Raw genomic sequence first — 25,988 nt, 5'->3', positions numbered from 1 at the left:
GCCTTCCGATTGCTGCGTTAGAAGGGCAGGGTAACTTAAGGACAATGTCATGCGCCTTTTTCTGATACCAAGTCTTCTGGCCATCTTGGCTACACCGGCGTTCGCGCTCGATACGTTGGAAGAGCTGGGCGAGGCGCTGTTTTTTGATGTGAACCTGTCCAAGAATCGCACGCAATCTTGCGCGACCTGCCATGATCCCGAGTTTGCCTTTGTGGATCCGCGTGAAACGGATGCTGGGCGGGCTGTGTCGCTGGGTGATGATGGCGAAAGCCTTGGGGATCGAAGCGCACTGACGGCTGGCTATGCCATGTTCACGCCGGATTTTGAGCAACTGGATGATGCCGCATGGCGCGGGGGCATGTTCTGGGATGGCCGCGCTGCTGGGCTGGCAGGACAGGCGGGTGGACCGCCCCTGAACCCGATTGAAATGGGAATGCCGGACAAGGCGTCCGTGGTGGTGCGTTTGCAAGAGGATACGGGTTATGTCGCGGCTTTCAAGGCGCTGTTTGGCGACGACATCTGGGCGTCCGATGATGCTGCCTATGATGCGATGACGCAAGCCATTGCCGCGTTTGAAAACACGCCGCTTTTCGCGCCGTTCGACAGCAAATATGATCGTTTCCTGCGCGGCGAGGTCGAATTGACGCCCGAAGAAGAACTCGGTCGGGTGCTGTTTACCTCGCAGCAATTCACGAACTGCAACCTGTGCCATCAGCTTCGAACCTCGCCCATCGCGCCGGACGAGACGTTCACGAATTATGAATATCACAATATCGGCGTGCCGGTGAATGCAAAGGCCCGTGCGGTAAGCGGCGAGACCGGGCCGGATGCTGGGCTGCTTGCCAACCCCGATGTGGACGCCAGTGCCGCTGAGGGTCGCTTTAAAGTGCCCACGCTGCGCAATGTGGCAGTGACCGGCCCCTATATGCACAACGGCTTATTCGAAGATCTGCGCACCGTGGTTTTGTTCTATAACAAATACAACACGACCAATCCGAAACGACAGATAAACCCAGAAACCGGCAAGCCTTGGGCGATGCCGGAAGTCCCGCAAAACCTGTCTGTTGAAGAGCTGACCGAAGGGCCTGCCTTGGATGACCGCCGGATCGATGCCTTAGTTGCGTTCATGAAAACGCTGACCGACCAGCGTTATGAGCATTTGCTGGAAGATTAGTGTACTTGCTGCGGTGCGGCGACGAAAGTTGCCGCGACTTTGTTGACTCCCCCATTTCTCGCCCCTAACTATGCGCCGTTAGCACTCGCAACGGGTGAGTGCTAATGGAACGTTAACTGAGCTTAGGGAGCTTAGAATATGGCTTTTACCCCGCTGCATGACCGCGTGCTTGTTCGCCGCGTTGAGAGCGACGAGAAAACCGCTGGCGGTCTGATCATTCCGGAAAGCGCTAAGGAAAAACCAGCCGAAGGTCTGGTTGTTGCCGTGGGCGCTGGCGCCAAAGACGACGATGGTGACCGCATCTCCATGGACGTCAAAGAAGGCGACAAGATCCTGTTCGGCAAGTGGTCCGGCACCGAAATCACCATCGACGGTGAAGAGCTGCTGATCATGAAGGAAAGCGACATCATGGGCATTCTGTCCTGATCTCTGCTGACTGAACTATCTAATTTACACGAATTTACTGGAGTAAGCTAAATGGCTGCTAAGGACGTAAAGTTCGACACCGATGCCCGCAATGCAATGCTGCGTGGCGTCAATATCCTTGCTGACGCTGTCAAAGTGACCCTGGGCCCGAAAGGCCGTAACGTGGTTCTGGACAAGTCGTTCGGCGCACCTCGCATCACCAAAGACGGTGTGTCGGTCGCCAAAGAGATCGAGCTGGAAGACAAGTTCGAAAACATGGGCGCGCAGATGGTCAAAGAAGTGGCTTCGCGCACCAATGACGAAGCTGGCGATGGCACCACCACTGCAACTGTTCTGGCCCAGGCGATTGTTCGCGAAGGTCTGAAGCAGGTTGCAGCTGGCCTGAACCCGATGGACCTGAAGCGCGGTATCGACCTGGCAACTGCCAAGGTTGTTGAAGGCATCAAAGCCTCGGCTCGTGACGTTGCAGACAGCGACGAAGTTGCGCAGGTTGGCACCATCTCGGCCAACGGCGAAGCTGAAATCGGCCAGCAGATCGCTGACGCGATGCAAAAGGTTGGCAACGAAGGCGTTATCACCGTTGAAGAAAACAAGGGTCTGGAAACCGAGACCACTGTTGTTGAAGGCATGCAGTTCGACCGCGGTTACCTGTCGCCTTACTTCGTGACCAACCCCGACAAAATGATCGCTGATCTGGACGACTGTCTGGTTCTGCTGCACGAGAAGAAGCTCTCGTCGCTGCAGCCGATGGTTCCGCTACTCGAGCAAGTTATCCAGTCGCAGAAACCGCTGCTGATCATCGCTGAAGACGTTGAAGGCGAAGCGCTGGCAACTCTGGTTGTTAACAAACTGCGTGGCGGTCTGAAAATTGCTGCTGTTAAGGCTCCGGGCTTCGGCGATCGTCGTAAAGCCATGCTGCAAGACATCGCGATCCTGACCGGTGGTCAAGTGATCTCGGAAGATCTGGGCATGAAGCTTGAATCGGTCACCATGGACATGCTGGGTTCGGCCAAGAAAATCGAAATCACCAAAGACGAAACAACCATCGTCGACGGTGCTGGCGAGAAAGCTGAGATCGAAGCACGCGTTGCTCAGATCCGTGCGCAGGCCGAAGAAACCACTTCGGACTATGACCGTGAGAAGCTGCAAGAACGCGTTGCCAAACTGGCAGGTGGTGTTGCTGTAATCCGCGTTGGTGGCATGACCGAAGTCGAAGTGAAAGAGCGTAAGGACCGTGTGGACGATGCTCTGAACGCGACCCGCGCTGCTGTTCAGGAAGGCGTCATCGTTGGTGGTGGTGTTGCTCTGGTTCAGGCTGGCAAGGCTCTGGAAGGTCTGGAAGGTGCGAACTCGGATCAGAACGCTGGTATCGTCATCGTACGCAAAGCCATCGAAGCTCCGCTGCGCCAGATTGCTGAAAACGCAGGCGTCGACGGCGCTGTAGTTGCTGGCAAAGTGCGCGAGTCGGACGACACCGCATTCGGCTTCAACGCTCAGACCGAAGAATATGGCGACATGTTCTCGTTCGGCGTGATCGACCCGGCGAAAGTAACCCGTACCGCTCTGGAAGATGCGGCATCGGTTGCTGGCCTCTTGATCACCACCGAAGCCATGGTTGCTGATAAGCCTGCGAAAGAAGGCGCAGCTGCTGGCGGCATGCCCGACATGGGCGGCATGGGCGGCATGGGCGGCATGATGTAAACTGAATTCCGTCAGGAATTCAGTTGCGACAGGTGATTTCTCGTCAGAGAAATCACCGAGAGCCAAACAGCCTAAAGACCAAAAGCAAAGGCGTCCCTTGGGGCGCCTTTGTTGCGTTCAAGGTGGCTAGGCGGCCACGCGCACCGGAAACAACCGGTCATATCCCAGTGTGAACAAAAAGGTGTAGAAGACCACGAAACTTGTGACGGTCACGTCTGTCGCCAGCGCGTGAAACAGCCCAAGTTCCAGCCACCACATGTAAAGCGGCAGCGATGTGATCAGCAGCGTGATCTCAAGTCCGAGCGCATGAAACACCCGTCCAAACTTCGACCGGTTGGACGATATACGCCCCGCGCGCGCGTCCAGATGGTCAAAGCCAAGGTTGTACAGATAGTTCACGATCATCGCTTTTGCTGCCAGGATCGCCCCAAGACCTCCGATATCATGCAGCGGTTTGTCAAAATAGAGCGCCCCAACCGGCACAATAATGGCCAGCAAAAGCAGTTCGAAGCTGATCACATAGCGAAGCCGATCACGACCATTGCGCATAGGGGCGTCCATCTGGTGTCCTTTCCTTTTCCCCGTTCATCTATCAGCTATACCGTGGTAATAAAGTTCGAATGTATCTAATAATGAGATAGGTCATGGTGTCACAAGATGGGCTGACAGCCTTCCTTCTGGCTGCAGAACTCGGATCGTTTTCGGCGGCCGCACGTCGAATGGGAAAAGTGCAATCGGCGGTTTCGACTGCCATTGCGAATCTTGAAATCGACACTGGGGTTCTTTTGTTCGACCGGTCCGGACGCTTGCCTGTGCTGACGGACGAGGGAAGGGCGCTTCTGCCCTATGCGCAGGCAATTTCCCTGGGTCAGAAAGATCTTATGGCCAAAGCTGGCTCTATGTCTGATGGGATCGAGCACCGTCTAAGCGTCGCCATCGAGCAGGGGCTCAGCTTACCACCGGTGCTGGAAGCACTTGAAGAATTTTCCCAGAAATTCCCGATGGTCGAGCTTGAGCGGCTGTCGCCGGGAATGAACGATACGCCCGAACTTTTGATTTCGGGCCGTACTGATTTGGGACTGATGACCGAACAGGAAAGCTATCCCTTGGGGTTCCAGTTTCGCGGCGTTGGCCACACAGCTCATGTGATCGTCTGCGCGCCCGGTCATCCCCTTGTGCAGGTGCAGCCCGTTGGACTGGGTGCGTTGCGCGAACACCGGCAGATTGTGTTGCACAGCCGTTCCAAAGGGAAGGCTGGCACATATCGCGAGGTGAAAAGCCCCCAGTTGTGGGAGGCGGAGAGCCCGAATTTGATTGTTGAATTGGCATTGGCGGGCTTGGGCTGGGCCGAGCTTCCTTACACCGTCGTTCGGGACCACACTGCGCAAGGTGGTTTGGTCAAGCTGGCGATCAGCTTTCAGCAAAGCGATGACCTTGCGGGTGTTGATCTTGTTTGGACCGAGCGACGGGGGCTGGGCGCAGCTGGCAGTTGGTTGCGTGATCGGCTGATGTCCCTGCCGCAACAGGCTTGGCGCGGATAGGGGCGCAAGGAAAGCGATTGGATTTCTTGCAATCCTCTCTTACAAATCTGACGACACCCCCTATGTTAAGGTGGATAACATCAATCTATTTGGCAAGGGACAGCCATGTTTCGTTCATTCTTTCTTCTCTGCGCCACGCTGATCGCGACTCCCACATTTGCGGACGAGGTCTATCGCTTCGGTGATGACGCCTATATCGCCGGGGACAATGTTACCCTGTCAGGCGATGCCGTGGATGATGCCTTCGTTGCGGGCAATACGGTTGTGATATCAGCACCTGTCGAGGGCTCTGCCCATGCAGGGGGGCGGTCGGTTTCGATCTCGGCGCCTGTGGGGCAAAGTCTTTATGCGGCGGGGATGAACGTCAATGTCTCGGCCCCGATTGGGGGGGATGCACAATTGTTCGGTGATACCGTTTTGGTCGCCGCGCCCATCGGGGGCGATCTGCGCCTTGGGGCGCAGCGTGCGGAAATAACCGCGTCCGTGGGGGATGACGCGCTGGTCGCGGCCGAGCATATTCTTCTAACAGACGTAATCGCGGGTGATGCCAGCCTGTCCACCAAATCCATCAGTTTTGGCGAAAATGCCCGGATCGAAGGCACGCTGTATCTCTATGCAGACGAGCCCGATACCATCGAGATTCCGGCCCATGTGGTGCCTGCTGACCGGATTGAACGCCACGACGCAGACGCGTTCGACCCCGGCGCGGATCCTGAAGGCGGCGCGACCGTTGAACCCAGCAGTGGCGGTTGGATGTCGTGGTTGGGCAACAAAGTGACCGCCATTTTGATCCTGACCGCAATGGCGACGCTTGTTGCCGCGTTGGCCCCTGCTTTCCTGATGAACCTGCGCGAACGCACGTTGGAAACCCCCATTCGCGCATTCTGGATGGGCTTCTTGTCGATCTCGGCTTTGGCTGGATCTTTGTTTCTATTTACCCTAACCGGCTATGGCATCCTGCTGGTCCCGGCCTCGATCGTGTTGGCTGTGTTGCTGGGTGTCGCGGGCTATGTGATCGGCACCTATATTCTGGGTGTCGGCGTGATGGGCGCGCTGAACCGTCCGTTGCCGGAAACCCTGTCTGAACGCGCCATCGCAGGGCTGGTTGGCGCTGTCGTTGTGACGCTGCTGGCATTGATCCCCGTAATCGGCTGGATTGGCGTAATGGCGGTGGCCATTGCAGGGGCAGGGGCGCTGATCATCCGTTGGTTTGCGCCGGGTTTCTATACGGAACTGCGCTGAACCACGCGCAATTTGAAGCCCTCGTGGCAATCGGTTCGTAACCGACGGTAGATACGAGTATCCTGAGCTCATGAGACCACTTCTGCTTCTTGTCGCGCTTTTGACCGCCAGTTGTTCCATCCCCGCCAGCGATACGGGCGGGGACGGCGCTGGGCGCGGGGAATGCGTGGTTTTGCTACATGGGCTTGCGCGGTCAGCTTCATCCATGTGGGTGATGGAAGAAGCGCTCGAGGCCGAGGGGTATAAGGTCATTAACCTTGGCTATCCGTCGACCGAAGCCACGATCCCAGAGCTGGCCAATGAGGCCATTCCACCCGCCGTAGCCGAATGCGGTGATGACCGTCTGAACTTCGTTACGCATTCGATGGGTGGCATTCTTGTGCGCGTTTGGCTCGAGGATAATCGCCCCGCCAATCTTGGCCGTGTCGTTATGCTGGCCCCCCCGAACAAGGGTTCCGAACTGGTGGATGAGTTTGCCGAACTTGAGCCGTTTGAGTGGATTAATGGCCCTGCCGGACTTCAGTTGGGTACAGGCGATGACTCGGTTCCCAATCAAACGGGTCGCCCCAAATTTGAGCTGGGCGTGATCGCTGGGAACCGGTCCTTGAACCCGATCTATTCGGCAGTGATTGACGGCGAGGATGACGGCAAAGTCTCGGTCGAAAGTACCCGGATCGAGGGGATGGGGGATCACATCACCCTTCCCGTGACTCACACCTTCATGATGGTGAACCCGCTGGTGATCGCGCAGGTCGATAGCTTTCTGCGCACCGGGGTGTTCGAGCACGGGTTGACGCTGGCAGATGTTCTGGAGCGCATCGCTGTTGAAGCGGGCTATCGCTAGACGCTACTGGAAAAGGCGATCAGGCGGCGGTTAAACCGCCTGGCTATGCCCGCTTTCATTCATCTCGTAGGCGTCGAAGTGACGGGCAATGATACGTGCCAGCGGACGGAATTCATCACGGATGCTTAGGACGTTGTCCACCAGATCGGTGGTGCCCGGCATTGCACCTTCAAGCCCGTCGATCCAGCCAAGTATGGTTTCCAGCGGCAAGGATTGCTCGTCCGCAAGCGCTGCCAGATCAGCGCGGAAATAGCACAGAAGTTCTTCAATCACGCGGCCACGAGCGATGTCGTCCCCGGTGTACGCATGCCCCTTGGCGGCGGTCAGTTGCCCGTCCCGCGCGGCGGCCTGATATTTGGCAGTGGCGGGCTGGTTCTGCACATAGCCCTGCGGATAGCGCGCGATCGAGCTTGCGCCCACGCCCATCAGCACGTCCGAGGCGTCTTCCGTGTAGCCTTGGAAGTTGCGCTTCATCGTGCCCGCTTTGTGTGCTTTTGCCAAACCATCCGAGGGCAGAGCAAAGTGGTCGATGCCGATTTCGTCATAACCGTTTGCAACGAACTGGTCGCGAGCTGTGTTGAACAGATCAAGCCGTTCCTCGGCCGAAGGCAGGGCTTCGGTCGGGATCAGTGTTTGGCGACGCGCCATCCACGGCACGTGGGCATAGCCAAATAATGCCACGCGGTCGGGGTCAAGGCTGATCAGCTTCTCAACCGAATCCGTCACCCGCGCGATGTTCTGGTGTGGCAGGCCATAGAGGATATCCATGTTCAGGCTGTCGATCCCACGTGCGCGCAGACGATCCACGACATCTTTGGTGACTTCATAACTTTGTGGGCGTCCGATCACCTCTTGGATCATTGGGTCGAAGTCCTGCACACCAATCGACGCGCGGTTCATACCGGCCGCGGCCAGTGCGTCCAGACGAGCGTCATCGACTTCAGACGGATCAATTTCAACCGAGAACTGTGCGCCTTCGGCAAGCGGCATCGTGTTCAGGATGGCGTCGGTCAGATCGGTAATCATTGCAGGCTCAAGCAGGGTGGGTGTGCCACCACCCCAATGCAAGTGCTCGATCTCGATCCCCGGGGCCAGCAGCGACTTGATCGTTGCAAGCTCGGATTTCAGACTGTCCACATAGGCGGCCACAGGTTCGGCGGTTGATGTGCCTTGGGTCCGACAAGCACAGAACCAGCACAGGCGTCGACAAAACGGAATATGAACGTAAAGCGAAACCTTGCGGCCCGCGGGGATCGCGCTGATCCAGCCGGCAAGAGTTTCGTGTCCAAAACCTGCCTTGAAATGCGGCGCGGTTGGATAGCTGGTGTATCGGGGAACGCGCGCGTCAAAAAGACCAAGGCGTTTCAGTTGCGTAAGTGTCTGCATTCCAATACGCTGTAACACCAAATGCGCCGCATACTTTGATCAGGATCAAAGCAAGATACTTCTCTTGTTCACAAAGCCATGAATGACACCAGTTTCAACCCTAGGGATTGCGGGACGTGCCCGATTCGTCACCGCGCCGTGTGTTCACGGTGCGAGCCGGACGAGCTGGAGCATCTCGACGACATCAAATACTATCGCACCTATGAAGCTGGCCAGCCTGTGATCTGGGCCGGCGATCCGATGGAGTTTGTGGCCAGCGTGGTCACCGGCATCGCGACCCTAAGCCAAACGATGGAAGATGGGCGGACCCAGATGGTCGGCCTGCTGCTGCCGTCGGACTTTATTGGCCGACCGGGGCGCGAACAGGCACCGTTTGATGTGGTGGCAGTTACCGATTTGACCCTGTGTTGCTTCCGAAAGAAGCCGTTCGAGAATTTGATGGGCGCAACCCCGGCTATTGAAGGTCGGCTGTTGCAAATGACGTTGGATGAATTGGACAGCGCGCGGGAGTGGATGCTGGTTTTGGGCCGCAAAACCGCGCGCGAGAAGATTGCCAGTCTCCTGATGATCATCGCACGCCGGGATGCAGCGCTGCACAAGCGTCTGCCCAAGGATGGGATGGAGTTTGATCTGCCGCTAACCCGCGAGGCGATGGCAGACTATCTGGGCCTGACGCTAGAAACGGTCAGCCGCCAGATCTCGGCCTTGAAAAAGGCGGGCGTGATTGAACTGCAAGGCAAGCGCCAAGTGCATATCCCCGACCTTCAAAGACTGGTGTCCGAGACCGGGGATGATGTGGATGGCGGCCATATTTTCTAGGCCACCACTGTTCTTCTATCAGTGTGCCATCAGCACTGGAACTGCAGCGATTTCAAGCATGTGCCGGGTGGCACCGCCCAGAATGCTCTCGCGGAAGCGCGAGTGGCCATAGGCCCCCATCACGATCAGATCGGCGTCCTTATCGCTGGCATGACGGTTCAGAATGTCCGCCACGCGCGGCATGGTTTTCGCCAGGACCGAGACCTCGGACCGCACACCATGGCGTGCCAGCATTTGGCTGAGTGCGCCGCCCGGATCCGATCGTTCCGGGCCGTGCTGCGGCGGATCAATCACGGCGATCGAGACTGATTTGGCTGTTTTCAGGAACGGCATGGCAGCGCGAATTGCGCGCAGCGACTCGGGGCTTTCGTTCCAGGCAATCACCACATTGGTGGGGGCTTGCGTCATCGATACCTCATCCGGCATTACCAGAACGGGCACACCCCCCTCAAACATGGCGCTCTCGATAATGGCTTCGGCATTGTGGCCGCGGCCTTCGCCATAGGGGCGGGGCAGGATGACCAGATCAGCGAATCGACAGCGATGCGCCACCACGTGGTTCAGTGTGACGGACTGGGTGGCCACCGCCGTGGTCGACCATGGCAGCACGTTTGCCGCCAGAATCTGTCTGACTTCCTTTTCCAAGGTATCAGTATCGGCGCGGACCTGATCCAGATTGTCCTGCACCATCATCGCCGAAGCTCCGGCATAGTAAAACCCTTGCTGTGAAGGGTCTATACCCAAGCACAAGGCGTCCAAATGCGCGTCGAAACGTTCGGAAAGGCAGCGTGCTGTATCCAGAACCGGTCGGGAAACCGCGTTGTCTGTGATAATGGTCGAGATCGTTTTGTAGTCCATGTTAGGCCTCCAGCGACTGTTGCCAAAATGGTGCCAAACCTTTGGCTGCGACGCTTTGACATGGGTCAAGCACCGGAAAACTGCCCGGGTGCGTCAAGTTTTGACATGGATCAAGGCGAGGGGCGGGGGTTAAGTCCAAACCCATGAAAGTCGAAAGGTGCTCCGAGACTGTTTTTGGTCGCGTGAGCATATGACAATGACGAAGGGACGCAAAATGTGGGACTACCTCAAATTGGTGATTTTCGCGCTGATCACAGTATTGGCCGCAATCGCCGCAAGCTATGCCCGCGACGTAGCCTACCAAGTACATGCGCTGCTGGTGGTTCTGATCGCGGCTGGCCTGTTCGTTTACACGCTTCGGGGTGTGGGGAACGAAAAGGTCGTTGAAACCGGATATATGGATGGGCCTATTCGCATAGGCGTTGCTTTGACTGCCTTTTGGGGCGTTGTGGGCTTCTTGGTCGGGACGTTCATCGCGTTCCAGCTGGCTTTCCCGAACCTGAACTTTGCTTGGGCCGAGGGTTATCTGAACTTTGGTCGCCTGCGCCCGCTGCATACATCAGCGGTTATTTTTGCGTTTGGTGGTACGGCTTTGATCACCAGCTCGTTCTATGTGGTGCAGCGGACCTCGGGGGCTCGTCTTTGGGGCGGCAACTTGGGTTGGTTCGTTTTCTGGGGATATCAGATCGTAATCCTTCTGGCCGCAACCGGTTATCTGTTGGGCGCGACCCAATCGAAAGAATATGCTGAACCCGAATGGTACACCGACCTGTGGCTGACCATCGTTTGGGTTGCTTACCTGCTGGTCTTCATGGGAACACTGATAAAGCGGAAAGAACCGCACATTTATGTGGCCAACTGGTTCTATCTGGCGTTCATTGTCACCATCGCCATGCTGCACGTTGTGAACAACTTGTCGGTGCCCGTTTCGATTTTCGGTTCGAAATCGGTTCAAGTCTTTGCTGGTGTTCAGGATGCGATGACGCAGTGGTGGTATGGCCACAACGCTGTGGGCTTCTTCCTGACCGCAGGCTTCCTGGGCATGATGTACTATTTTGTGCCAAAACAGGCCGAGCGCCCCGTCTTTTCGTACAAACTGTCGATCATCCACTTCTGGGCGCTGATCTTCCTGTACATCTGGGCTGGTCCGCACCACCTGCACTATACCGCTCTGCCGGATTGGGCTTCGACGCTTGGCATGGTGTTCTCGATCGTATTGTGGATGCCCAGCTGGGGCGGCATGATCAACGGTCTGATGACCTTGTCCGGCGCATGGGACAAACTGCGCACCGACCCGGTGATCCGTATGATGGTTGTGTCCATCGGCTTCTACGGCATGTCGACCTTTGAAGGTCCGATGATGTCGATCCGCGCCGTGAACTCGCTGTCGCACTATACTGACTGGACCATCGGTCACGTACACTCGGGCGCGCTTGGCTGGAACGGCATGATCACCTTCGGGATGCTGTACTTCCTGGTCCCCAAACTTTGGAACCGCGCAGGTCTTTACAGCCTGAAACTGGTCAGCTGGCACTTCTGGCTCGCGACTATTGGCATCGTGCTTTACGCGGCCTCGATGTGGGTGACCGGTATCATGGAAGGCCTGATGTGGCGTGAAGTTGATGCGCAGGGCTTCTTGGTGAACTCGTTCGCTGACACCGTTGCTGCGAAGTTCCCGATGTATGTGGTTCGCGGCCTTGGCGGGGTTCTGTTCCTCGGTGGTGCCGTCATCATGTGCTACAACCTTTGGATGACCGTGAAACGCGCTCCGGCTGCTGAAGCAGCAGGCAACGCTGCTGCGGCACCGGCAGAATAAGGAGGGAATGACTGATGGGAATTCTCGACAAACACGGCGTTATTGAAAAGAACGCAACGCTTCTTCTGGTCGGTAGCCTTCTGGTTGTCGCCGTGGGGGGTATCGTAGAGATCGCACCGCTTTTCTACCTCGAAAACACAATCGAGGATGTGGAAGGCGTGCGGCCCTATTCGCCGCTCGAGCTTGAGGGTCGGAACATCTATGTGCGCGAGGGCTGCTATGTCTGTCACTCGCAGATGATCCGCCCAATGCGCGACGAAGTAGAGCGTTACGGCCACTATAGCCTTGCGGCTGAAAGCCAGTACGACCACCCGTTCCAGTGGGGGTCGAAGCGGACAGGGCCTGACCTTGCCCGCGTCGGCGGCCGCTATTCGGACGAATGGCATGTGGACCACTTGGCGGATCCGCAGTCGGTTGTGCCTGAATCGGTGATGCCGAAATACGCTTTCCTTTTGGATAAGCTGATCGAGCCGAAATACATTCGGGATGTAATGGAGACGAACCGGATCGTAGGTGTGCCTTACACCGACGAACAGATCGCAAATGCGGAAGCAGACTGGCTGAGCCAAGCTGATCCAGATGGCGACAATTCGGACGTCGACGCGCTGCTGGCACGTTATCCGAAAGCGCAAGCGCGCAACTTCGATGGCAAGCCGGGTGTGTCCGAAATGGACGCTCTGATCGCCTATATGCAGATGTTGGGTACATTGGTCGACTTCTCGACCTTCACACCTGACGCAAGCCGGTAAGGAGCTGGGATGATGGATACCTATGGAATTATGCGAGCCTTCGCTGACAGTTGGTTTCTGATTGTGATGTTCGCCTTTTTCGTCGGAGCAGCGTTGTTTACGTTCCGCCCAGGGTCGAACAAAGTCCACAAGGACATCGCGAACATCCCCTTCCGCCATGAAGACAAACCTGCCGGTGACCGGGACTAAGATCCCGGGCGCTCAGCTCAAAAGGAGTTGCGGCAATGAGTAAAAAACCTGTTGAAAAGAAAGATCCCGAAACAACGGGCCACGAATGGGACGGCATTCAGGAGTTTAACAATCCGCTGCCACGTTGGTGGGTCTGGGTGTTCTACGCCACCATCGTTTGGGGGATTTGGTACACCATCGCCTATCCCGCATGGCCGATGATCAAAGGCGCTACGGCTGGCTATCTTGGGTTCTCGACCCGTGCTGAAGTCGCCGAAGAGATTGACCGTTTCAAGGGCATGAACAGCGAATTGGAGGCTAAGCTTGCCTCTGCGGATCTGAATGCGCTGGACGTCGGTTCGGACCTTCACAACTATGCGATCCAATCGGGCCGCGCGACATTTGCGACCTTCTGTTCGCAGTGTCACGGCTCGGGTGCGGCTGGCAACGTTGGCTACCCGAACCTTCTGGACAATGACTGGCTGTGGGGCGGCACGTTGGAAGACATCCAATACACACTACGTCACGGCATCCGGTCGGAAGACAATGAAGATACACGCTATTCCGAGATGCCGGCCTTCGGTGATGACTATCTCAGCGACGAGGAAATCGCGCAGGTCGTGGCCTATGCCATGTCGCTGTCGCCGGTGACCAAGGACGCCGTTGATATGTCGTTGGTTGCGGACGGTGCCGTGGTTTTCGAGGATAACTGTTCTTCGTGCCACATGGAAGACGGCACGGGCGACCGCAGCCAGGGTGCCCCGAATCTAACCGACGCCATCTGGCTTTACGGCGAGGATAAAGAGGCGATCACCACGATCGTTTCGGAAGGCCCTTATGGCGTTATGCCCGCCTGGAGCGGCAAGCTGACCGACAGCCAGATCAATGCTGTGTCGGCTTACGTCCACCAGTTGGGCGGCGGCGAGTAAGCCACCGGCCTTGGCCAAAGACATTCGTCCAAGCGTCCGCGCTGGGACGGACCAAGATCCGGGGCCTCACTCCCCGGTCAAAGGCACCGACCTCTGATCCTGTTCGCGCGTTTCTCCGAGGTCGGTGCCGACAAATTCAAACCCGGGTGCTTCGGCGCTCGGGTTTTTTGCTGAGTGAGCGGGAATCAATATGCAGATGCCACACGAAATCTGCACCTTCCCCCTGCGACCTTTTCGCACTGCGTCACTGTGCAAACTCGTCCTTTCTCAATGGGTTATATAGGCAGGCCGTGCAGATCAGCTGAATTATGCCTTGATCCACATCAAGGCTATGATCTGGAATTATTCTTACTTGGAATACCAAGCGAAACACAGGATCCGAGAACCAGTCATGTCTGACGCCCCAGAACAGCTATACGCCCCGCGCGAGCCAGTCTTCCCCAAACGGGTAAAGGGCACCTTCCGAAGCCTCAAGTGGTGGATTATGGGTCTTACCCTTGGCGTTTACTATCTTGCCCCGTGGATCCGATGGGATCGCGGGCCGAACCTGCCCGATCAGGCGATCCTTGTGGACATGGCCAATCGCCGTTTCTTCTTCTTCTGGATCGAGATCTGGCCGCATGAATTTTATTTCATCGCGGGTTTGCTGATCATGGCGGGGCTTGGGCTGTTCCTGTTTACCTCGGCTGCCGGGCGGGTGTGGTGTGGCTATGCCTGCCCGCAGACCGTCTGGACCGACCTGATGATCCTTGTCGAACGCTGGATCGAAGGCGACCGTAACGCGCGGATCCGTCTGCACCGCCAGAAATGGGATGCCGAGAAGGTCCGCAAGCGTATCTTCAAGTTCGTGGCATGGATCCTGATCGCAGTCGCGACCGGTGGTGCTTGGGTGTTCTATTTTGCGGATGCGCCAACGCTTTTGATGGATTTGCTGACTGGTCAAGCGCACCCTTTGGCGTACTCCACCATTCTGGTGCTGACGCTTACGACTTTCTTCTTCGGCGGCATCGCGCGGGAACAGATCTGTATTTACGCCTGTCCCTGGCCGCGTATTCAGGCCGCGATGATGGACGAAGACACCATCACCATCGCCTATCGTGACTGGCGCGGCGAGCCGCGCGGTCGTGGCAAGAAACGGGACGATCTGGGCGACTGCATTGACTGTAACGCTTGTGTTGCGGTTTGCCCGATGGGCATCGACATTCGTGACGGCCAGCAGTTGGAATGTATCACCTGCGGCCTGTGCATCGACGCCTGTGACGAGATGATGGTGAAGGTCGGCAAGGAACGCGGGTTGATCGACTATCTGGCCCTGAAGGATGAACAGCACGAACGTGCCGGGAATGTGAAAATCCCGGTGATGAAGCACCTGCTGCGTCCGCGCACCATCCTTTACACCTCGCTTTGGGCGCTCGTTGGGGTTGCGCTGACCGTGGCCGTTTTTGCCCGGCCCAATGTCGATGTCACCATTCGCCCGGTGCGCAACCCGACCTATGTGACGCTGTCGGATGGCTCGATCCGTAACACCTATGACGTGGGTGTGCGCAACCGCCACGGCGAAGAATGGCCCTATTACTTTACCCTGGTCGATGGCAGCAACCTGACGGTCGAGCTGGAAGGAACGGACAAACTTGTGCTAGTAGCTCCTCCTGATACCGAGGCGAAACAGCGTGTCTATGTTGTTGCACCTCCGGGTTCGGAAGCTGCCAAGCTGGACCGTACTGACCTTCGCATTTGGGTCGTGGATGGCGTGAACGGGGACCGGGCTCACCTTGATACTATCTTTAACGGAAGAGGGCGCTAAGCCATGGCTGAGAAGTCCGAAAAGAAAGAATTCGAACTGACTGGCAAACACGTGCTGGTCATCGTGGTCACTGCGTTCTCGATCATCATCGGTGTAAATCTTTTCATGGCCTACTCGGCTGTGGGAACATTCCCCGGCCTTGAAACCAAGAACTCGTACGTTGCCAGCCAGAAGTTTGACGCCCAGCGTGAAGCTCAGGAAGGGCTGGGCTGGGACGTCGCTGCGCGGATCGAGGGCGAGACGCTGTATCTGGATATCAAGGACGTGAACGGCGACCCCGTGACCGTTACTTCGCTATACGGTCTTCTGGGCCGGGCGACCCATGTGAATGAGGATCAGGAACCGGCTTTCAACCAAAGTTCGACTGGAGCGTATATTGCGCAGGTTGGCAAGTTGGGCGAAGGCAACTGGAACCTGCGGATGAACGCGGTGGCGGAAGACGGCACCACATTCCAACAACGTATCCCGATCTATCTGAAGGCCAACTAGGTCTTCATCTGACGCGCGAACAAGGAAGATACCATGGCTGCTCCGATCTCTGCCTGTCCGGCCTGTGACGCCGCCCCTCTTGCGGAAGAGCAAGCGGGCAAGGGCTATCGCGGCAATGGGATGGAAGCGAAGCGGGTCATGCTGTCGCTTCCCCAGATCTATTGCGCGGCCTGTATCTCGGGCGTTGAACGTGGGCTGGCCAAGCAGGATGGCGTGCGTGCGGCGCGTGTAAACCTGACGCTGAAACGCGCGGTTGTGGATGTGGATCAGGACGTCGAGGCACAGACACTGGCCGATTACCTGACCGGAATCGGGTTTGAAGCCTACGAACTTGATCCGGGACAGTTGAAAGCCACGGCAACAGACAAACAGGGCAAAGACCTTCTGATGCGCTTGGGCGTGTCGGGATTTGCCATGATGAATGTGATGCTGCTGAGCGTTGCAGTCTGGTCAGGTGCCACAGACGCCACGCGCGATCTGTTCCACTGGATCAGTGCGGGCATAGCCATCCCAACCGTTGGGTTCTCAAGCCAGGTGTTCTTCCGGTCCGCTTGGTCAGCCCTGAAAGTGCGCCGCCTGAATATGGATGTGCCGATCTCGCTGGCGATCCTTTTGGCGCTGGGCATGTCGATCTACGAGACGATGCACTCGGGCGAGCACGCTTACTTCGACGCCGCCCTGTCGTTGACCTTCTTTTTGTTGGCAGGCCGTTATCTTGATTACCGCACCCGTGCTGTCGCGCGTTCGGCGGCCGAGGAATTGGCCGCGTTGGAAGTCCCCCGCGCGCTTCTTGTCGTTGACGGGGAAGCCGATGAACAGGTGCCCGTGTCCGAGCTGTTGCCCGGGCAGATCGTCCGCGTCGTGCCGGGATCCCGCTTGCCAGTGGACGGCATCGTCACCGGCGGCGAAAGCGAGCTGGATCGCTCGCTTCTGACGGGGGAAAGCCTTCCTGTCGCCGCATCGCCAGACAGCATTGTTTCAGCAGGTGAGGTGAACCTGACCGGTCCCCTTACAGTGCGTGTGACCGCCGCTGGGCGTGACAGCTCGCTGCACCGAATGGCGGATTTGGTTGCTATCGCCGAAACCGCGCGCAACCGCTATACGTCGCTGGCGGACAAGGCTGCGGCGGTCTATGCGCCCGTTGTGCACCTGTTGTCCTTCGCGGCCTTCATCTTCTGGTTCTGGTATTCCGGCGACTGGCGCATGGCGATGAACATCGCTGTGGCCACGCTGATCATCACCTGCCCTTGTGCGCTGGGCCTAGCTGTGCCGGCGGTGACAACCGCTGCATCGGGTCGTCTGTTTAAGCAAGGGATGTTGCTCAAATCAGCCACCGCAATGGAGCGTCTGGCCGAGGTTGATCACGTCGTGTTCGATAAGACCGGCACCCTGACCGAAGGCAAACCCGCGTTGGATGCGCTGTCTCAACACAAGGAGCGCGACTTGCAAGTGGCCCTTGCGCTGGCCGAAGGATCAAGCCATCCGCTTGCGCAATCCCTGACCCAAGCTGTTCGCGCCGCCGGTGTCCAACCCGCCGAGGTCGCTCAAGTCACCGAGGTGCCGGGCAAAGGCATCGAAGGGCAGTGGAACGGCAAAACTGTTCGCCTTGGCCGCGCAGAATGGCTGGGCGCCAATGCTGTTGGACAGACCGCGACCTATCTGGCGATCTCGGGTGCGAAGCCCTTGGCCTTTACCTTTACTGACGCACTGCGCCCCGGCGTGGAAGAGGCGATCACCGCCTTAAAAGCCAAAGGCATGGGGATTACACTTATCTCGGGCGATGTTCCTGCCGCCGTGGCCGACATTGCGGGTCGCGTGGGAATCGAGGATTGGCAAGCCGATACGCTGCCCGAAGACAAGGCCGAGTTCGTGGCCCGTCTGGGCAAGTCTGGCCGTAAGGTGCTGATGGTTGGGGATGGTCTGAACGACACGGCGGCGTTGGCAGCGGCGCATGTCTCGATCTCGCCGGCATCCGCGTTGGAAGCCGCACGCGTCGTGTCTGATATCGTGCTTCTGGGCAAGTCGATGGAGCCTCTGGCAGGCGCGATCGACCTTTCGAAATCAGCGACCCGTCGGATCAAGGAAAACTTTGCGATTGCCGCGGGCTATAACGCCATCGCCATCCCAATCGCGCTGATGGGTTTCGCCACGCCACTTGCCGCAGCCCTTGCCATGTCGACCTCGTCGGTGACAGTGTCGCTGAACGCGCTGCGTTTGAAGAAAGGCTGATGCGATGAACGTCCTTGTCTATCTGATCCCCATTTCGCTGCTGTTGGGCGGGCTGGGTCTGGCTGCGTTCTTCTGGACATTAAAGTCCGAGCAATATGATGATCCCGAAGGGGATGGCCACCGCATTCTAAGCGATCGTTGGGACGACAGGCCGCCAGAAGAGTGATCAGGTCAGACGATTCCGTTCCTAAGTGCAATCATGGCTGCATGGGTTCGATTCTTTGCCCCCAGCTTGTTGATGATCGACCGCATATGCATTTTGACGGTCACTTCCTGAATGCCGAACAAATGCGCAATTTCCTTGTTCTGCTGCCCTTCGCACAGCCCCTCGAGAATCTGCATTTCGCGGCGTGACAGACCTGTTTTGTCGCGCTTGAAGCTGGGTTTCTGGGTGCTGGGATAGACCATCAATCCCAGATCTTCGCTGATCAGGGTTAGAATGCTGGCCAGCGCCGTGTCCGTAATCTCGACCGGGGCGCCCACACTGGCGCCGGTACGCAGCGCTTGGCGCGCGGCTTCGACCTCTTTCTCGGGTAACAGCAACACGACCGTTAACTGCTTGTTTCGACGACACAGTTTCTCGATGGTTTTCAGGCCGCCGAGATCTGGCAGGCGATAGTCGATCAGGGCGCAATCAAAACCGGTGCCATTTGTAAGGGCCTCAAGCGCCTGTTTCGTCGTGTTGAACCCAATAGGCCCCGGCAGGCCACAAGTGTCTGCAGCGGTAAGAGCCTTACGCCGTAGCGCAGGATCGTCAGAGGCGATCAATATCTTCAAACTGGCGCTCCGCACCTTGGCATCGGACGCTCTGGCCCGGCCTGCTACAACGGGTGGCTAAAATGGCATAGCCATGAAAACCCGCATAGGTGTCTCAAGGGATAGGTTTTATGCGGGCCACCCGTCAGTAAACTCGCAGCTTGGCACCCGCCTTTTGGGCGCGAAACTTGGGTTTTATCGCATTAAGGATACCACAAAAGGGGTGATTTTGTCCACAATCAGGGCCACGCCGTCGGGGTTGGGGTGCAGCCCGTCGGCCTGAAGATACAGGCGTTGCGCGTCCGCGAAGGATCCCGCTGCAGCGATACCTTCCAGAAAGTTGGGGAACAGATTGACGTCGAATTCCTGCGCAAGATCGGTGAAAACCGCTTCAAATTCCGTGCGATAGCCGTCGCCGAAATTCGAAGGCGCCAGCACGCCGATTAACAGCGCGGGAATGCCTTTGCTGTCAAGCTCGGTCAAGATGGCCGACAGATTGCGCCGCGTTTCCTCAGGCGAGATACCGCGCAACATGTCATTGCCCCCAAGGGCGACCAGCGCAAAGTCGATCTCGTCCGTCAGGATCCAACCAAGGCGCGCGGCTCCACCCGCCGAGGTATCGCCAGACACGCCGGCATTGACCACGCGCACGTCCAGCCCTTCAGCGATCAAGGCAGCCTCAAGTTGCGGCACGAACCCCTGTTCCTGAGGTAGCCCATATCCGGCCGTCAAACTGTCGCCCAACGCCAAAATCGTGGTGGTTTCCGCCTGCGCGGCGCAGGCCATGAAAACTGTCATGGAAAGCCCCTTGAGACCACGGGTCAAAACCCCATATGCAGCTGATATCATGCCATTCTCCTAAAGAAGGTTCGCCCCATGACGCCCCCGGTTCTTTCCCTGCGCGACGTGCGCCTGACACTTGGCAATAATGCAGGCCGGACCGAGATCCTCAAGGGCATTGATTTGAATGTGATGGCCGGCGAGACGTTGGGTCTGACTGGGCCATCTGGATCGGGCAAATCCTCGCTTCTGATGCTGATGGGCGGGCTGGATCAAGCCACAGGTGGGGCCGTTCAGGCGCTGGGTCAAGACCTTGGCGCGATGAACGAAGATCGTTTGGCGCGGTTTAGGCGTGATCATATGGGGGTGGTGTTCCAATCGTTCCATCTGATCCCGACCATGACCGCGCTGGAAAACGTGGCGACCCCGTTGGAGCTTGCCGGTGTTCCGGACGCGTTCGACCGCGCCACCGCCGAGCTTGAGGCGGTTGGCCTGTCCCATCGTTTGCACCATTATCCCAGCCAAATGTCTGGTGGTGAGCAACAGCGCGTCGCCTTAGCCCGTGCCGCAGCTCCCCGGCCTGAGATCCTGCTGGCGGATGAGCCAACGGGCAATCTGGATGGCACCACAGGCGCGGCCATCATGGACCTGCTTTTTGACCTGCGCGACCGGCACGGATCGACCCTGATCCTTGTCACCCACGCCCCAGAATTGGCTGGGCGCTGCGACCGTGTCGTCCAGATCCAAGACGGGCAGCTTGCATGATCCAGAATATTGCCCAGAATTTCGCGATGGCTTGGCGTCTGACCCGTCGCGAGCTGCGCGGCGGGATCAAAGGCTTTCGCATTTTCCTTGCTTGCCTGATCCTGGGCGTCGCCGCCATCGCGGCCGTTGGGTCTGTGCGTGAAGCCTTGCGCGCAGGGCTTGCCAGCCAAGGCGCGGTGCTTCTGGGCGGCGATGCCTCGATTTCCTTCACCTATCGCTTTGCCGATGACGCCGAACTGGCTGTGATCTCTGAAGTCGCCGAGGATCTGACAGTGATCGCCGATTTCCGGTCTATGATTGTGGTTGGCGACGAGCGTGCCCTGACGCAGGTGAAGGCTGTCGATGACGTCTATCCGATTTATGGCGAGGTGAAACTTGACCCGCCCATACCGATGGCGACCGCGCTGGACGGGGTGAACGGACAGCCCGGCATCGTTATGGATGACCTGCTGATCGAGCGGCTAGGACTTCAGATCGGAGACAATCTGACACTCGGTGAAATCCCGTTCGTCCTGATGGCCGAGCTGGTCAGCGAACCCGACAACGCCTCCGGCGGGTTTAGCCTTGGCCCGCGCTCGATCCTGCGTCGTACGGCGCTTGAGGGCTCTAGCCTTCTGTCCGAAGGCACGCTGTTTGACAGCCACTATCGGATGCGCCTGTCCGAAGGCGGCATTGGTCCGGCCTATGCCGCGCTAATGCCCGACCTCGAACCCAATGGCGCGCGCTGGCAGGACGCCCGCGACGGCGCGCCTGGAATTCGGCGTCTGATCGACCGTTTGGGCGCGTTTCTGGTGCTGGTCGGGCTGGCAGGCCTTGCGGTCGGAGGTGTCGGCATCTCGGCCGCGATCCGGTCGTACTTAGACGAAAAAACCGGGACAATTGCGATTTTGCGCGCCCTTGGAGCGGACCGTCAGGTGATCTTTCTGACATATTTCCTGCAAATCGGCATTCTGACCTTGCTGGGTCTCGCACTGGGCGTGGCGCTTGGCGCGTTGATCCCCGCACTGATGGTTCCCGTCATCGCACAATCGCTGCCGATCTCAGCCGAGCTGACGCTTTATCCTCGCCCACTTGCCGAGGCTGCTCTTTACGGCGCGCTCGCCGCGCTCCTTTTCACCCTCTGGCCTCTTGCCCGCACGGAAGAGGTCAAAGCCGCCGACCAGTTTCGCGACGCTGCCCTTGGGTCGAACCGCCTGCCGCGCCCGTTTTTCATCGGGCTGTGCATCGCCATTCTGGCGCTTCTGATCTGGGTGGCCGCGCGGTTCTCGGGGATGCCCGCGCTGGCCATGTGGAGCTTCCTTGGTCTTGGCGGCGCCTTTGCAACCTTGGTGCTAACCGGCATCGCGGTCAAACACGCGGCCCGTTGGATGGGTCACCGCCAGATCCTGCGTCGCGTCCCGACCCTGCGCATGGCCTTCACCGCTGTCGGAGGTCCGGGGGGCGAGGCAGGCGCAGTTGTGCTGTCCCTCGGCCTTGGGCTGGCCGTACTGGCCGCCGTCGGGCAGATCGATAATAACCTGCGCGGCGCAATTTCGCGCGACCTGCCGGATGTGGCCCCCAGCTTCTTCGTCGTGGACATCCAACCCGATCAGATCGACGCGGTGAAAACCCGTCTGGACCGCGATCCTTTTGTCAGTCGCATCGACACTGCCCCCATGCTGCGCGGCATCATCACAAAGATTAACGACCGTCCGTCGCGCGAAGTGGCAGGCGGCCATTGGGTCATTCGTGGCGATCGCGGCCTGACCTATTCCGCCACCCCGACCCGCACGACTGTGGTCGAGGGCGAATGGTGGCACGAAGACTATCAAGGCCCACCCCAGATCAGCTTTTCTGCCGAGGAAGCGCGCGAAATGGGCATCGGCATAGGCGACCACCTGACCGTCAACATCCTTGGCCGCGACATCACCGGTGAAATCACATCCCTGCGCGAAGTTGACTTTAGCCAAGCCGGCATGGGCTTTATCTTGACGATGAACCCCTCGGCGCTGGCTGGTGCGCCGCACAGCTATATCGCCACGATCTATTCCGAACAGGAAGGTGAGGCCGCAATCTTGCGCGGCCTTGGCAATGCTTACCCGAATATCACCCTGATTTCCGTGCGTGACGCGATCACTCAGATCACAGGTCTGATGGGGCAGGTGGCCGCTGCGATCACCTATGGGGCGCTGGCTACCTTGGTCACGGGCTTCGTGGTCCAGATGGGGGCAGCTGCTGCAGGCGAACGCGCCCGCACCTACGAGGCCGCGATCCTGAAAACCCTTGGTGCGACCCGCGCGGGTATCATATTGAATTTCGCCATCCGCTCGGCTGTTCTGGGCGCCGCAGCAGGCGTGGTGGCCGTGCTCGCAGGAGGTGTCGCTGGTTGGGCAGTGACCCACTACATCATGGAAGAAAGCTTCGCCTTTGACCTTCCAAACGCCCTTGCCATCGTGACCGGAGGCGTCTTCGCCACCGTTCTGGCGGGCCTCTTCTTCGCCTACCGCCCCTTGTCCTCGAAACCGGCACGGGTGCTGCGTGCCCGCGAGTAACCCACTCATTTTCTTGTCATAAATACCTCGGGGGAGACTGAGCGGACCTTGTCCGATCAGGCGGGGGCAGCGCCCCCATTGCCCTAGCCAAGTAATTCCTTCAGCACCAGCGCCATGACGCCCGCACTATCGATCATATCCTGAACCCCTACCCATTCGTCCGGCTGGTGCGCGAGGTCTAAAATGCCCGGCCCGTAGGCGATGCAGTTCTTTAACTTACCAATCCGGTCGATATGCTTCTGGTCATAGGTGCCGGGACTGACAACATAGGATGGCTGCGCGCCCAGAACCTTTTCGATCGCCGCAGCGGTCGAGGTCACAACCGGCGCGTCCTTGTCGGTCATCGTTGGAATGACCTCGTGCATGTCGCGGATCTCGTACTCAAAATTGGGGCGCTCGGCACGGATGGCTTCCAACATCCGGCTGACTTCGGCCTTCACCTCGGCGATGTCTTCTTCCATCAGAAAACGCCGGTCGATTACGATGCGGCACCGGTCGGCCACGCATGGGGCGGGCAGGCCGGTGAAGTCTGATTCCTGCTCTGGCTCGCCTCCGTGGATGGAATTGATGTTTAGCGTCGACTGTTTCGCACCTTCGGGCACCACGGGCATATCGGTGTGCTTGGTGGCCAGAAGTGGGAACAGGTGGCGCTCCATCTCTTCCAGCACCGCGCCCATATGGCGAATGGCACTGTCGCCTAGGAAGGGCATGGACCCATGGGCAATCCGCCCTTTCGTCTTGATCTCAGCCCACCAGACACCGCGATGACCCAGACAAATGCGGTCTTTGTTCAGCGGCTCTGGAATGATCACATGCTGCACGCGGTCCGGATCGAAATAGCCTTTCTCGGCCAGATAGGCGACGCCGCCATATCCCCCCGACTCCTCATCTGCTGTCGCGCTGATTTCCACGGCACCTGCATGGTCGGGGTAAAGCGCCACGAACGCCTCGGCCGCAATGATGGACGCCGCCAGACCACCTTTCATGTCGCATGCTCCGCGACCGAATATCTTGCCGTCCTCCAGCTCGCCCCCAAACGGATCCTTGGACCAGCCATGTCCGACCTCGACCACATCGTGGTGGCTGTTGAAATGCACACATTCCCCGGGCTGCGTGCCCTCGTGGCGGCAAATCACGTTCCAGCGGGGGTAGTCCGCGCTGTCACCCGGCGTGCCTTCGGCCCGGATCAATTCCACAACCCACCCCTGCGCGCCCATGCGTTCAGCGATATAGGTGCAGATCACCCGATAATCCCGCCCCGGAGGGTTCAGCGTCGGGATGCGGATCAGGTCTTGGGTCAGGGCAATCAAATCGTCCTGACGGCGCGAGATTTCGGCTAATAGCGGGTCTGTAAACTCGGTCATGATGAAAACCTAGGCGGCAAGCGTTCGTATCTCAATGGTGGAATTCATACGCGGCGAATTTCACGGGAAACGAGAGCGAAAACGCTGTCACGGGTCTTTAAATCGCGCTAAACTCAACCTAGATGACAATGTAACAGTGATTAACTTTACAAAACAATCACCAATGGGAATGTCCCACAAATGGTAGGAAAATAAGGTACTCTTGTCTGACTATCTCTCCGTGATGTGGCATTCCACAAGTGGAAACAATTCTTGAGCCTTTTGCACCAAGGCTGGAGTGAAAAAAACGGTGAAACGGGGTTGCACCAGGGTGTAATGGTGTAATTCATCTGATCTAGAAGCCCCTTGGTTTTAAAGCCGCTGGGCAGATCGAAAAGAACAGTGATTAACTTTCCCCGCGCAAGCGGCAAGATTTGACGGGGCTTTGGTGGATAGAAGGAGGACATATGTCCAGTTTTGATAAGCAGATTCGTGAAAGCCAAACACAGGTGCAGGAAGCACAGGCTAAGATTTCCGAACTGACCTCGCGGATTGAAACCGCACGCGCCAAGGCGGAAGCGGGCGAAGATATCTCGATCGACATTGAAAACGCGACGCTGGACGATGTGCATTCCCATACCGAAGCGATGAACGCCAATATCGCCGAGCTGATCATGGGGCTGGATGATGTGACCTCGGGATTCTCAACCGACTTTGACCAGATGCGGTCGAAAACCGGGTGGGAAAGCTTTGTTGGCATCTTCTCGAAAGCGAAATCCGAAAGCCTGCGTCAGGAACGGATGCGCACAGCGTCCATCGACGACAAACTGCAAGAGCTGATTGCGCAGTCAGATTCGATTGTGAACCTGCTGGAAGGTCAGCTGGCCATGCTGAACGAGCAGAAAGAGAAAGTTGGCGAAAATCTTGCCACCACACTGGATGACCGCGAAGTCACCGTGGGCGAGCTGGAAAGCCTGCGCGCCGAGATCCTTGGCATGGACCCCAAGATCATCGAGCTTGAGGGCAAGATCGCCAACGAACAGGACGCCGCCGCGCGGACCCAGCTGGAAACCGAGCTGGCCGATCTGAACAGCAAATACAACGAGATGGTGCAGGAAGAACAAGTGAAGCTTGCCCAGTCCCAGACGCTTGAGCGTTATATCGAGAAGGGCAAAACCTGGGTCGATTCACTGCAAAACCAAGCCGCGACGCAGATGGTGCTGATCAACAAGCTGCAGACAGACACCAAGCAACGCGTGGTGCTGTATGACGCGCTGACCAAGTCGTTGAAAACCGCGCAGCAGCAGGACGTTGCCCACCGGATCAACGAAATCGGCGTTGAGACCGACAAGGAAGCCCAAGCCGCCATGGCCGCGATTGGCACGGCGACGAACCAGCGCATGGCCGACATGATGGAAGCCCACGAAGACCAGATGGTCTTTGCCCGCGACGTGCTGGAGCAGAAGGCCAAAGCCGACGAACGCTTCGCCCGCCGGTTCCAAGAGATTGTCGAGAAGCACGACAAGAACCTGTATGGGGGGTGAGCTAAGTGCGCTTGCCATTGAACAGGCCACCAACCATCTGGCGTGACTGGTGGATTGATCTCGCGCTTGGCAGCCTACTAATTGCAGGACCACT

24 protein-coding genes are annotated in these 25,988 nt (G+C 58.0%); 18 read left to right on the top strand and 6 right to left on the bottom strand.

Annotated elements, in window-relative coordinates:
* The first annotated feature begins 49 nt into the window (after positions 1-49).
* From ACXAH3_RS12900 to groL, 3 genes are all read left to right on the top strand, one after another.
* Positions 50-1,174, top strand: a complete 1,125-nt coding sequence (locus ACXAH3_RS12900) for a cytochrome-c peroxidase (protein ID WP_474862500.1) — start codon at positions 50-52, stop codon at positions 1,172-1,174.
* A 138-nt stretch (positions 1,175-1,312) separates the two neighbouring features.
* Positions 1,313-1,600, top strand: a complete 288-nt coding sequence (locus ACXAH3_RS12895; RefSeq protein ID WP_474862499.1) for a co-chaperone GroES — start codon at positions 1,313-1,315, stop codon at positions 1,598-1,600.
* Between the two features lie 51 nt (positions 1,601-1,651).
* Entirely contained in the window at positions 1,652-3,301 is a 1,650-nt protein-coding gene (gene groL / locus ACXAH3_RS12890) for a chaperonin GroEL (protein ID WP_474862498.1), read from the top strand.
* A 126-nt stretch (positions 3,302-3,427) separates the two neighbouring features.
* Here the strand turns inward: groL and ACXAH3_RS12885 are convergent, their stop codons facing one another.
* Positions 3,428-3,862, bottom strand: a complete 435-nt coding sequence (locus tag ACXAH3_RS12885; RefSeq protein ID WP_474862497.1) for a PACE efflux transporter — start codon at positions 3,860-3,862, stop codon at positions 3,428-3,430.
* Positions 3,863-3,945: 83 nt separating this feature from the next.
* Between ACXAH3_RS12885 and ACXAH3_RS12880 the strand changes: the two genes are divergently transcribed.
* The 3 genes from ACXAH3_RS12880 (at position 3,946) to ACXAH3_RS12870 (ending at position 6,928) form a co-directional block, all read left to right on the top strand.
* The gene (locus ACXAH3_RS12880; RefSeq protein WP_474862496.1) at positions 3,946-4,842 is read left to right on the top strand and encodes a LysR family transcriptional regulator; all 897 of its coding nucleotides are present in this window, start codon (positions 3,946-3,948) and stop codon (positions 4,840-4,842) included.
* Positions 4,843-4,947: 105 nt separating this feature from the next.
* Positions 4,948-6,084, top strand: a complete 1,137-nt coding sequence (locus tag ACXAH3_RS12875) for a DUF8173 domain-containing protein (protein ID WP_474862495.1) — start codon at positions 4,948-4,950, stop codon at positions 6,082-6,084.
* A gap of 70 nt (positions 6,085-6,154) precedes the next feature.
* Positions 6,155-6,928, top strand: coding sequence for an esterase/lipase family protein (locus tag ACXAH3_RS12870; protein WP_474862494.1), 774 nt, complete (start codon positions 6,155-6,157; stop codon positions 6,926-6,928).
* Positions 6,929-6,958: 30 nt separating this feature from the next.
* On the opposite strand, the gene hemN is transcribed toward ACXAH3_RS12870, so the two are convergent.
* Positions 6,959-8,314: an oxygen-independent coproporphyrinogen III oxidase gene (hemN, locus tag ACXAH3_RS12865; protein ID WP_474862493.1), complete on the bottom strand. Its 1,356-nt coding sequence runs from the start codon at positions 8,312-8,314 to the stop codon at positions 6,959-6,961.
* Between the two features lie 78 nt (positions 8,315-8,392).
* On the opposite strand from hemN, the gene fnrL reads away from it, so the two are divergent.
* Complete coding sequence (fnrL, locus tag ACXAH3_RS12860) at positions 8,393-9,133, top strand: transcriptional regulator FnrL (RefSeq protein ID WP_474862492.1); 741 nt, start codon at positions 8,393-8,395, stop codon at positions 9,131-9,133.
* Positions 9,134-9,151: 18 nt separating this feature from the next.
* Here the strand turns inward: fnrL and ACXAH3_RS12855 are convergent, their stop codons facing one another.
* Positions 9,152-9,991, bottom strand: a complete 840-nt coding sequence (locus ACXAH3_RS12855; protein ID WP_474862491.1) for a universal stress protein — start codon at positions 9,989-9,991, stop codon at positions 9,152-9,154.
* Positions 9,992-10,205: 214 nt separating this feature from the next.
* On the opposite strand from ACXAH3_RS12855, the gene ccoN reads away from it, so the two are divergent.
* The 8 genes from ccoN (at position 10,206) to ccoS (ending at position 18,341) form a co-directional block, all read left to right on the top strand.
* Positions 10,206-11,807, top strand: coding sequence for a cytochrome-c oxidase, cbb3-type subunit I (ccoN, locus tag ACXAH3_RS12850; RefSeq protein ID WP_474862490.1), 1,602 nt, complete (start codon positions 10,206-10,208; stop codon positions 11,805-11,807).
* Positions 11,808-11,821: 14 nt separating this feature from the next.
* The gene (ccoO, locus tag ACXAH3_RS12845) at positions 11,822-12,556 is read left to right on the top strand and encodes a cytochrome-c oxidase, cbb3-type subunit II (protein WP_474862489.1); all 735 of its coding nucleotides are present in this window, start codon (positions 11,822-11,824) and stop codon (positions 12,554-12,556) included.
* Between the two features lie 9 nt (positions 12,557-12,565).
* Positions 12,566-12,745, top strand: a complete 180-nt coding sequence (locus ACXAH3_RS12840) for a cbb3-type cytochrome c oxidase subunit 3 (RefSeq protein WP_474862488.1) — start codon at positions 12,566-12,568, stop codon at positions 12,743-12,745.
* Positions 12,746-12,780: 35 nt separating this feature from the next.
* Entirely contained in the window at positions 12,781-13,653 is an 873-nt protein-coding gene (gene ccoP, locus ACXAH3_RS12835; protein WP_474862487.1) for a cytochrome-c oxidase, cbb3-type subunit III, read from the top strand.
* A gap of 391 nt (positions 13,654-14,044) precedes the next feature.
* Positions 14,045-15,457: a cytochrome c oxidase accessory protein CcoG gene (gene ccoG, locus ACXAH3_RS12830; RefSeq protein WP_474862486.1), complete on the top strand. Its 1,413-nt coding sequence runs from the start codon at positions 14,045-14,047 to the stop codon at positions 15,455-15,457.
* A 3-nt stretch (positions 15,458-15,460) separates the two neighbouring features.
* Entirely contained in the window at positions 15,461-15,946 is a 486-nt protein-coding gene (locus ACXAH3_RS12825) for a FixH family protein (protein ID WP_474862485.1), read from the top strand.
* Between the two features lie 33 nt (positions 15,947-15,979).
* On the top strand, positions 15,980-18,175 hold the full coding sequence (locus tag ACXAH3_RS12820) for a heavy metal translocating P-type ATPase (RefSeq protein WP_474862484.1): 2,196 nt from the start codon (positions 15,980-15,982) through the stop codon (positions 18,173-18,175).
* 4 nt (positions 18,176-18,179) lie between these two features.
* Positions 18,180-18,341, top strand: coding sequence for a cbb3-type cytochrome oxidase assembly protein CcoS (ccoS, locus tag ACXAH3_RS12815; protein ID WP_474862483.1), 162 nt, complete (start codon positions 18,180-18,182; stop codon positions 18,339-18,341).
* Between the two features lie 5 nt (positions 18,342-18,346).
* Here the strand turns inward: ccoS and ACXAH3_RS12810 are convergent, their stop codons facing one another.
* On the bottom strand, positions 18,347-18,952 hold the full coding sequence (locus ACXAH3_RS12810) for a LuxR C-terminal-related transcriptional regulator (protein WP_474862482.1): 606 nt from the start codon (positions 18,950-18,952) through the stop codon (positions 18,347-18,349).
* A gap of 174 nt (positions 18,953-19,126) precedes the next feature.
* Positions 19,127-19,780 carry an arylesterase gene (locus ACXAH3_RS12805; protein WP_474862481.1) on the bottom strand — a complete coding sequence of 218 codons (654 nt, stop codon included), beginning with the start codon at positions 19,778-19,780 and terminating at the stop codon, positions 19,127-19,129.
* Between the two features lie 27 nt (positions 19,781-19,807).
* On the opposite strand from ACXAH3_RS12805, the gene ACXAH3_RS12800 reads away from it, so the two are divergent.
* Positions 19,808-20,476: an ABC transporter ATP-binding protein gene (locus ACXAH3_RS12800; RefSeq protein WP_474862480.1), complete on the top strand. Its 669-nt coding sequence runs from the start codon at positions 19,808-19,810 to the stop codon at positions 20,474-20,476.
* The gene (locus ACXAH3_RS12795) at positions 20,473-23,007 is read left to right on the top strand and encodes an ABC transporter permease (RefSeq protein WP_474862479.1); all 2,535 of its coding nucleotides are present in this window, start codon (positions 20,473-20,475) and stop codon (positions 23,005-23,007) included. Before ACXAH3_RS12800 ends, ACXAH3_RS12795 begins: the two co-directional genes overlap by 4 nt.
* A gap of 83 nt (positions 23,008-23,090) precedes the next feature.
* On the opposite strand, the gene ACXAH3_RS12790 is transcribed toward ACXAH3_RS12795, so the two are convergent.
* The gene (locus tag ACXAH3_RS12790) at positions 23,091-24,371 is read right to left on the bottom strand and encodes an acetylornithine deacetylase/succinyl-diaminopimelate desuccinylase family protein (RefSeq protein ID WP_474862478.1); all 1,281 of its coding nucleotides are present in this window, start codon (positions 24,369-24,371) and stop codon (positions 23,091-23,093) included.
* A 446-nt stretch (positions 24,372-24,817) separates the two neighbouring features.
* Between ACXAH3_RS12790 and ACXAH3_RS12785 the strand changes: the two genes are divergently transcribed.
* Positions 24,818-25,894 carry a hypothetical protein gene (locus tag ACXAH3_RS12785; RefSeq protein ID WP_474862477.1) on the top strand — a complete coding sequence of 359 codons (1,077 nt, stop codon included), beginning with the start codon at positions 24,818-24,820 and terminating at the stop codon, positions 25,892-25,894.
* The last annotated feature ends 94 nt before the right edge of the window (positions 25,895-25,988 follow it).

Source organism: Aliiroseovarius sp. ABM4_368, assembly GCF_056161205.1.
Note: the sequence above shows the minus strand (reverse complement) of the source record. Positions and strands in the feature narration are given on the sequence as shown.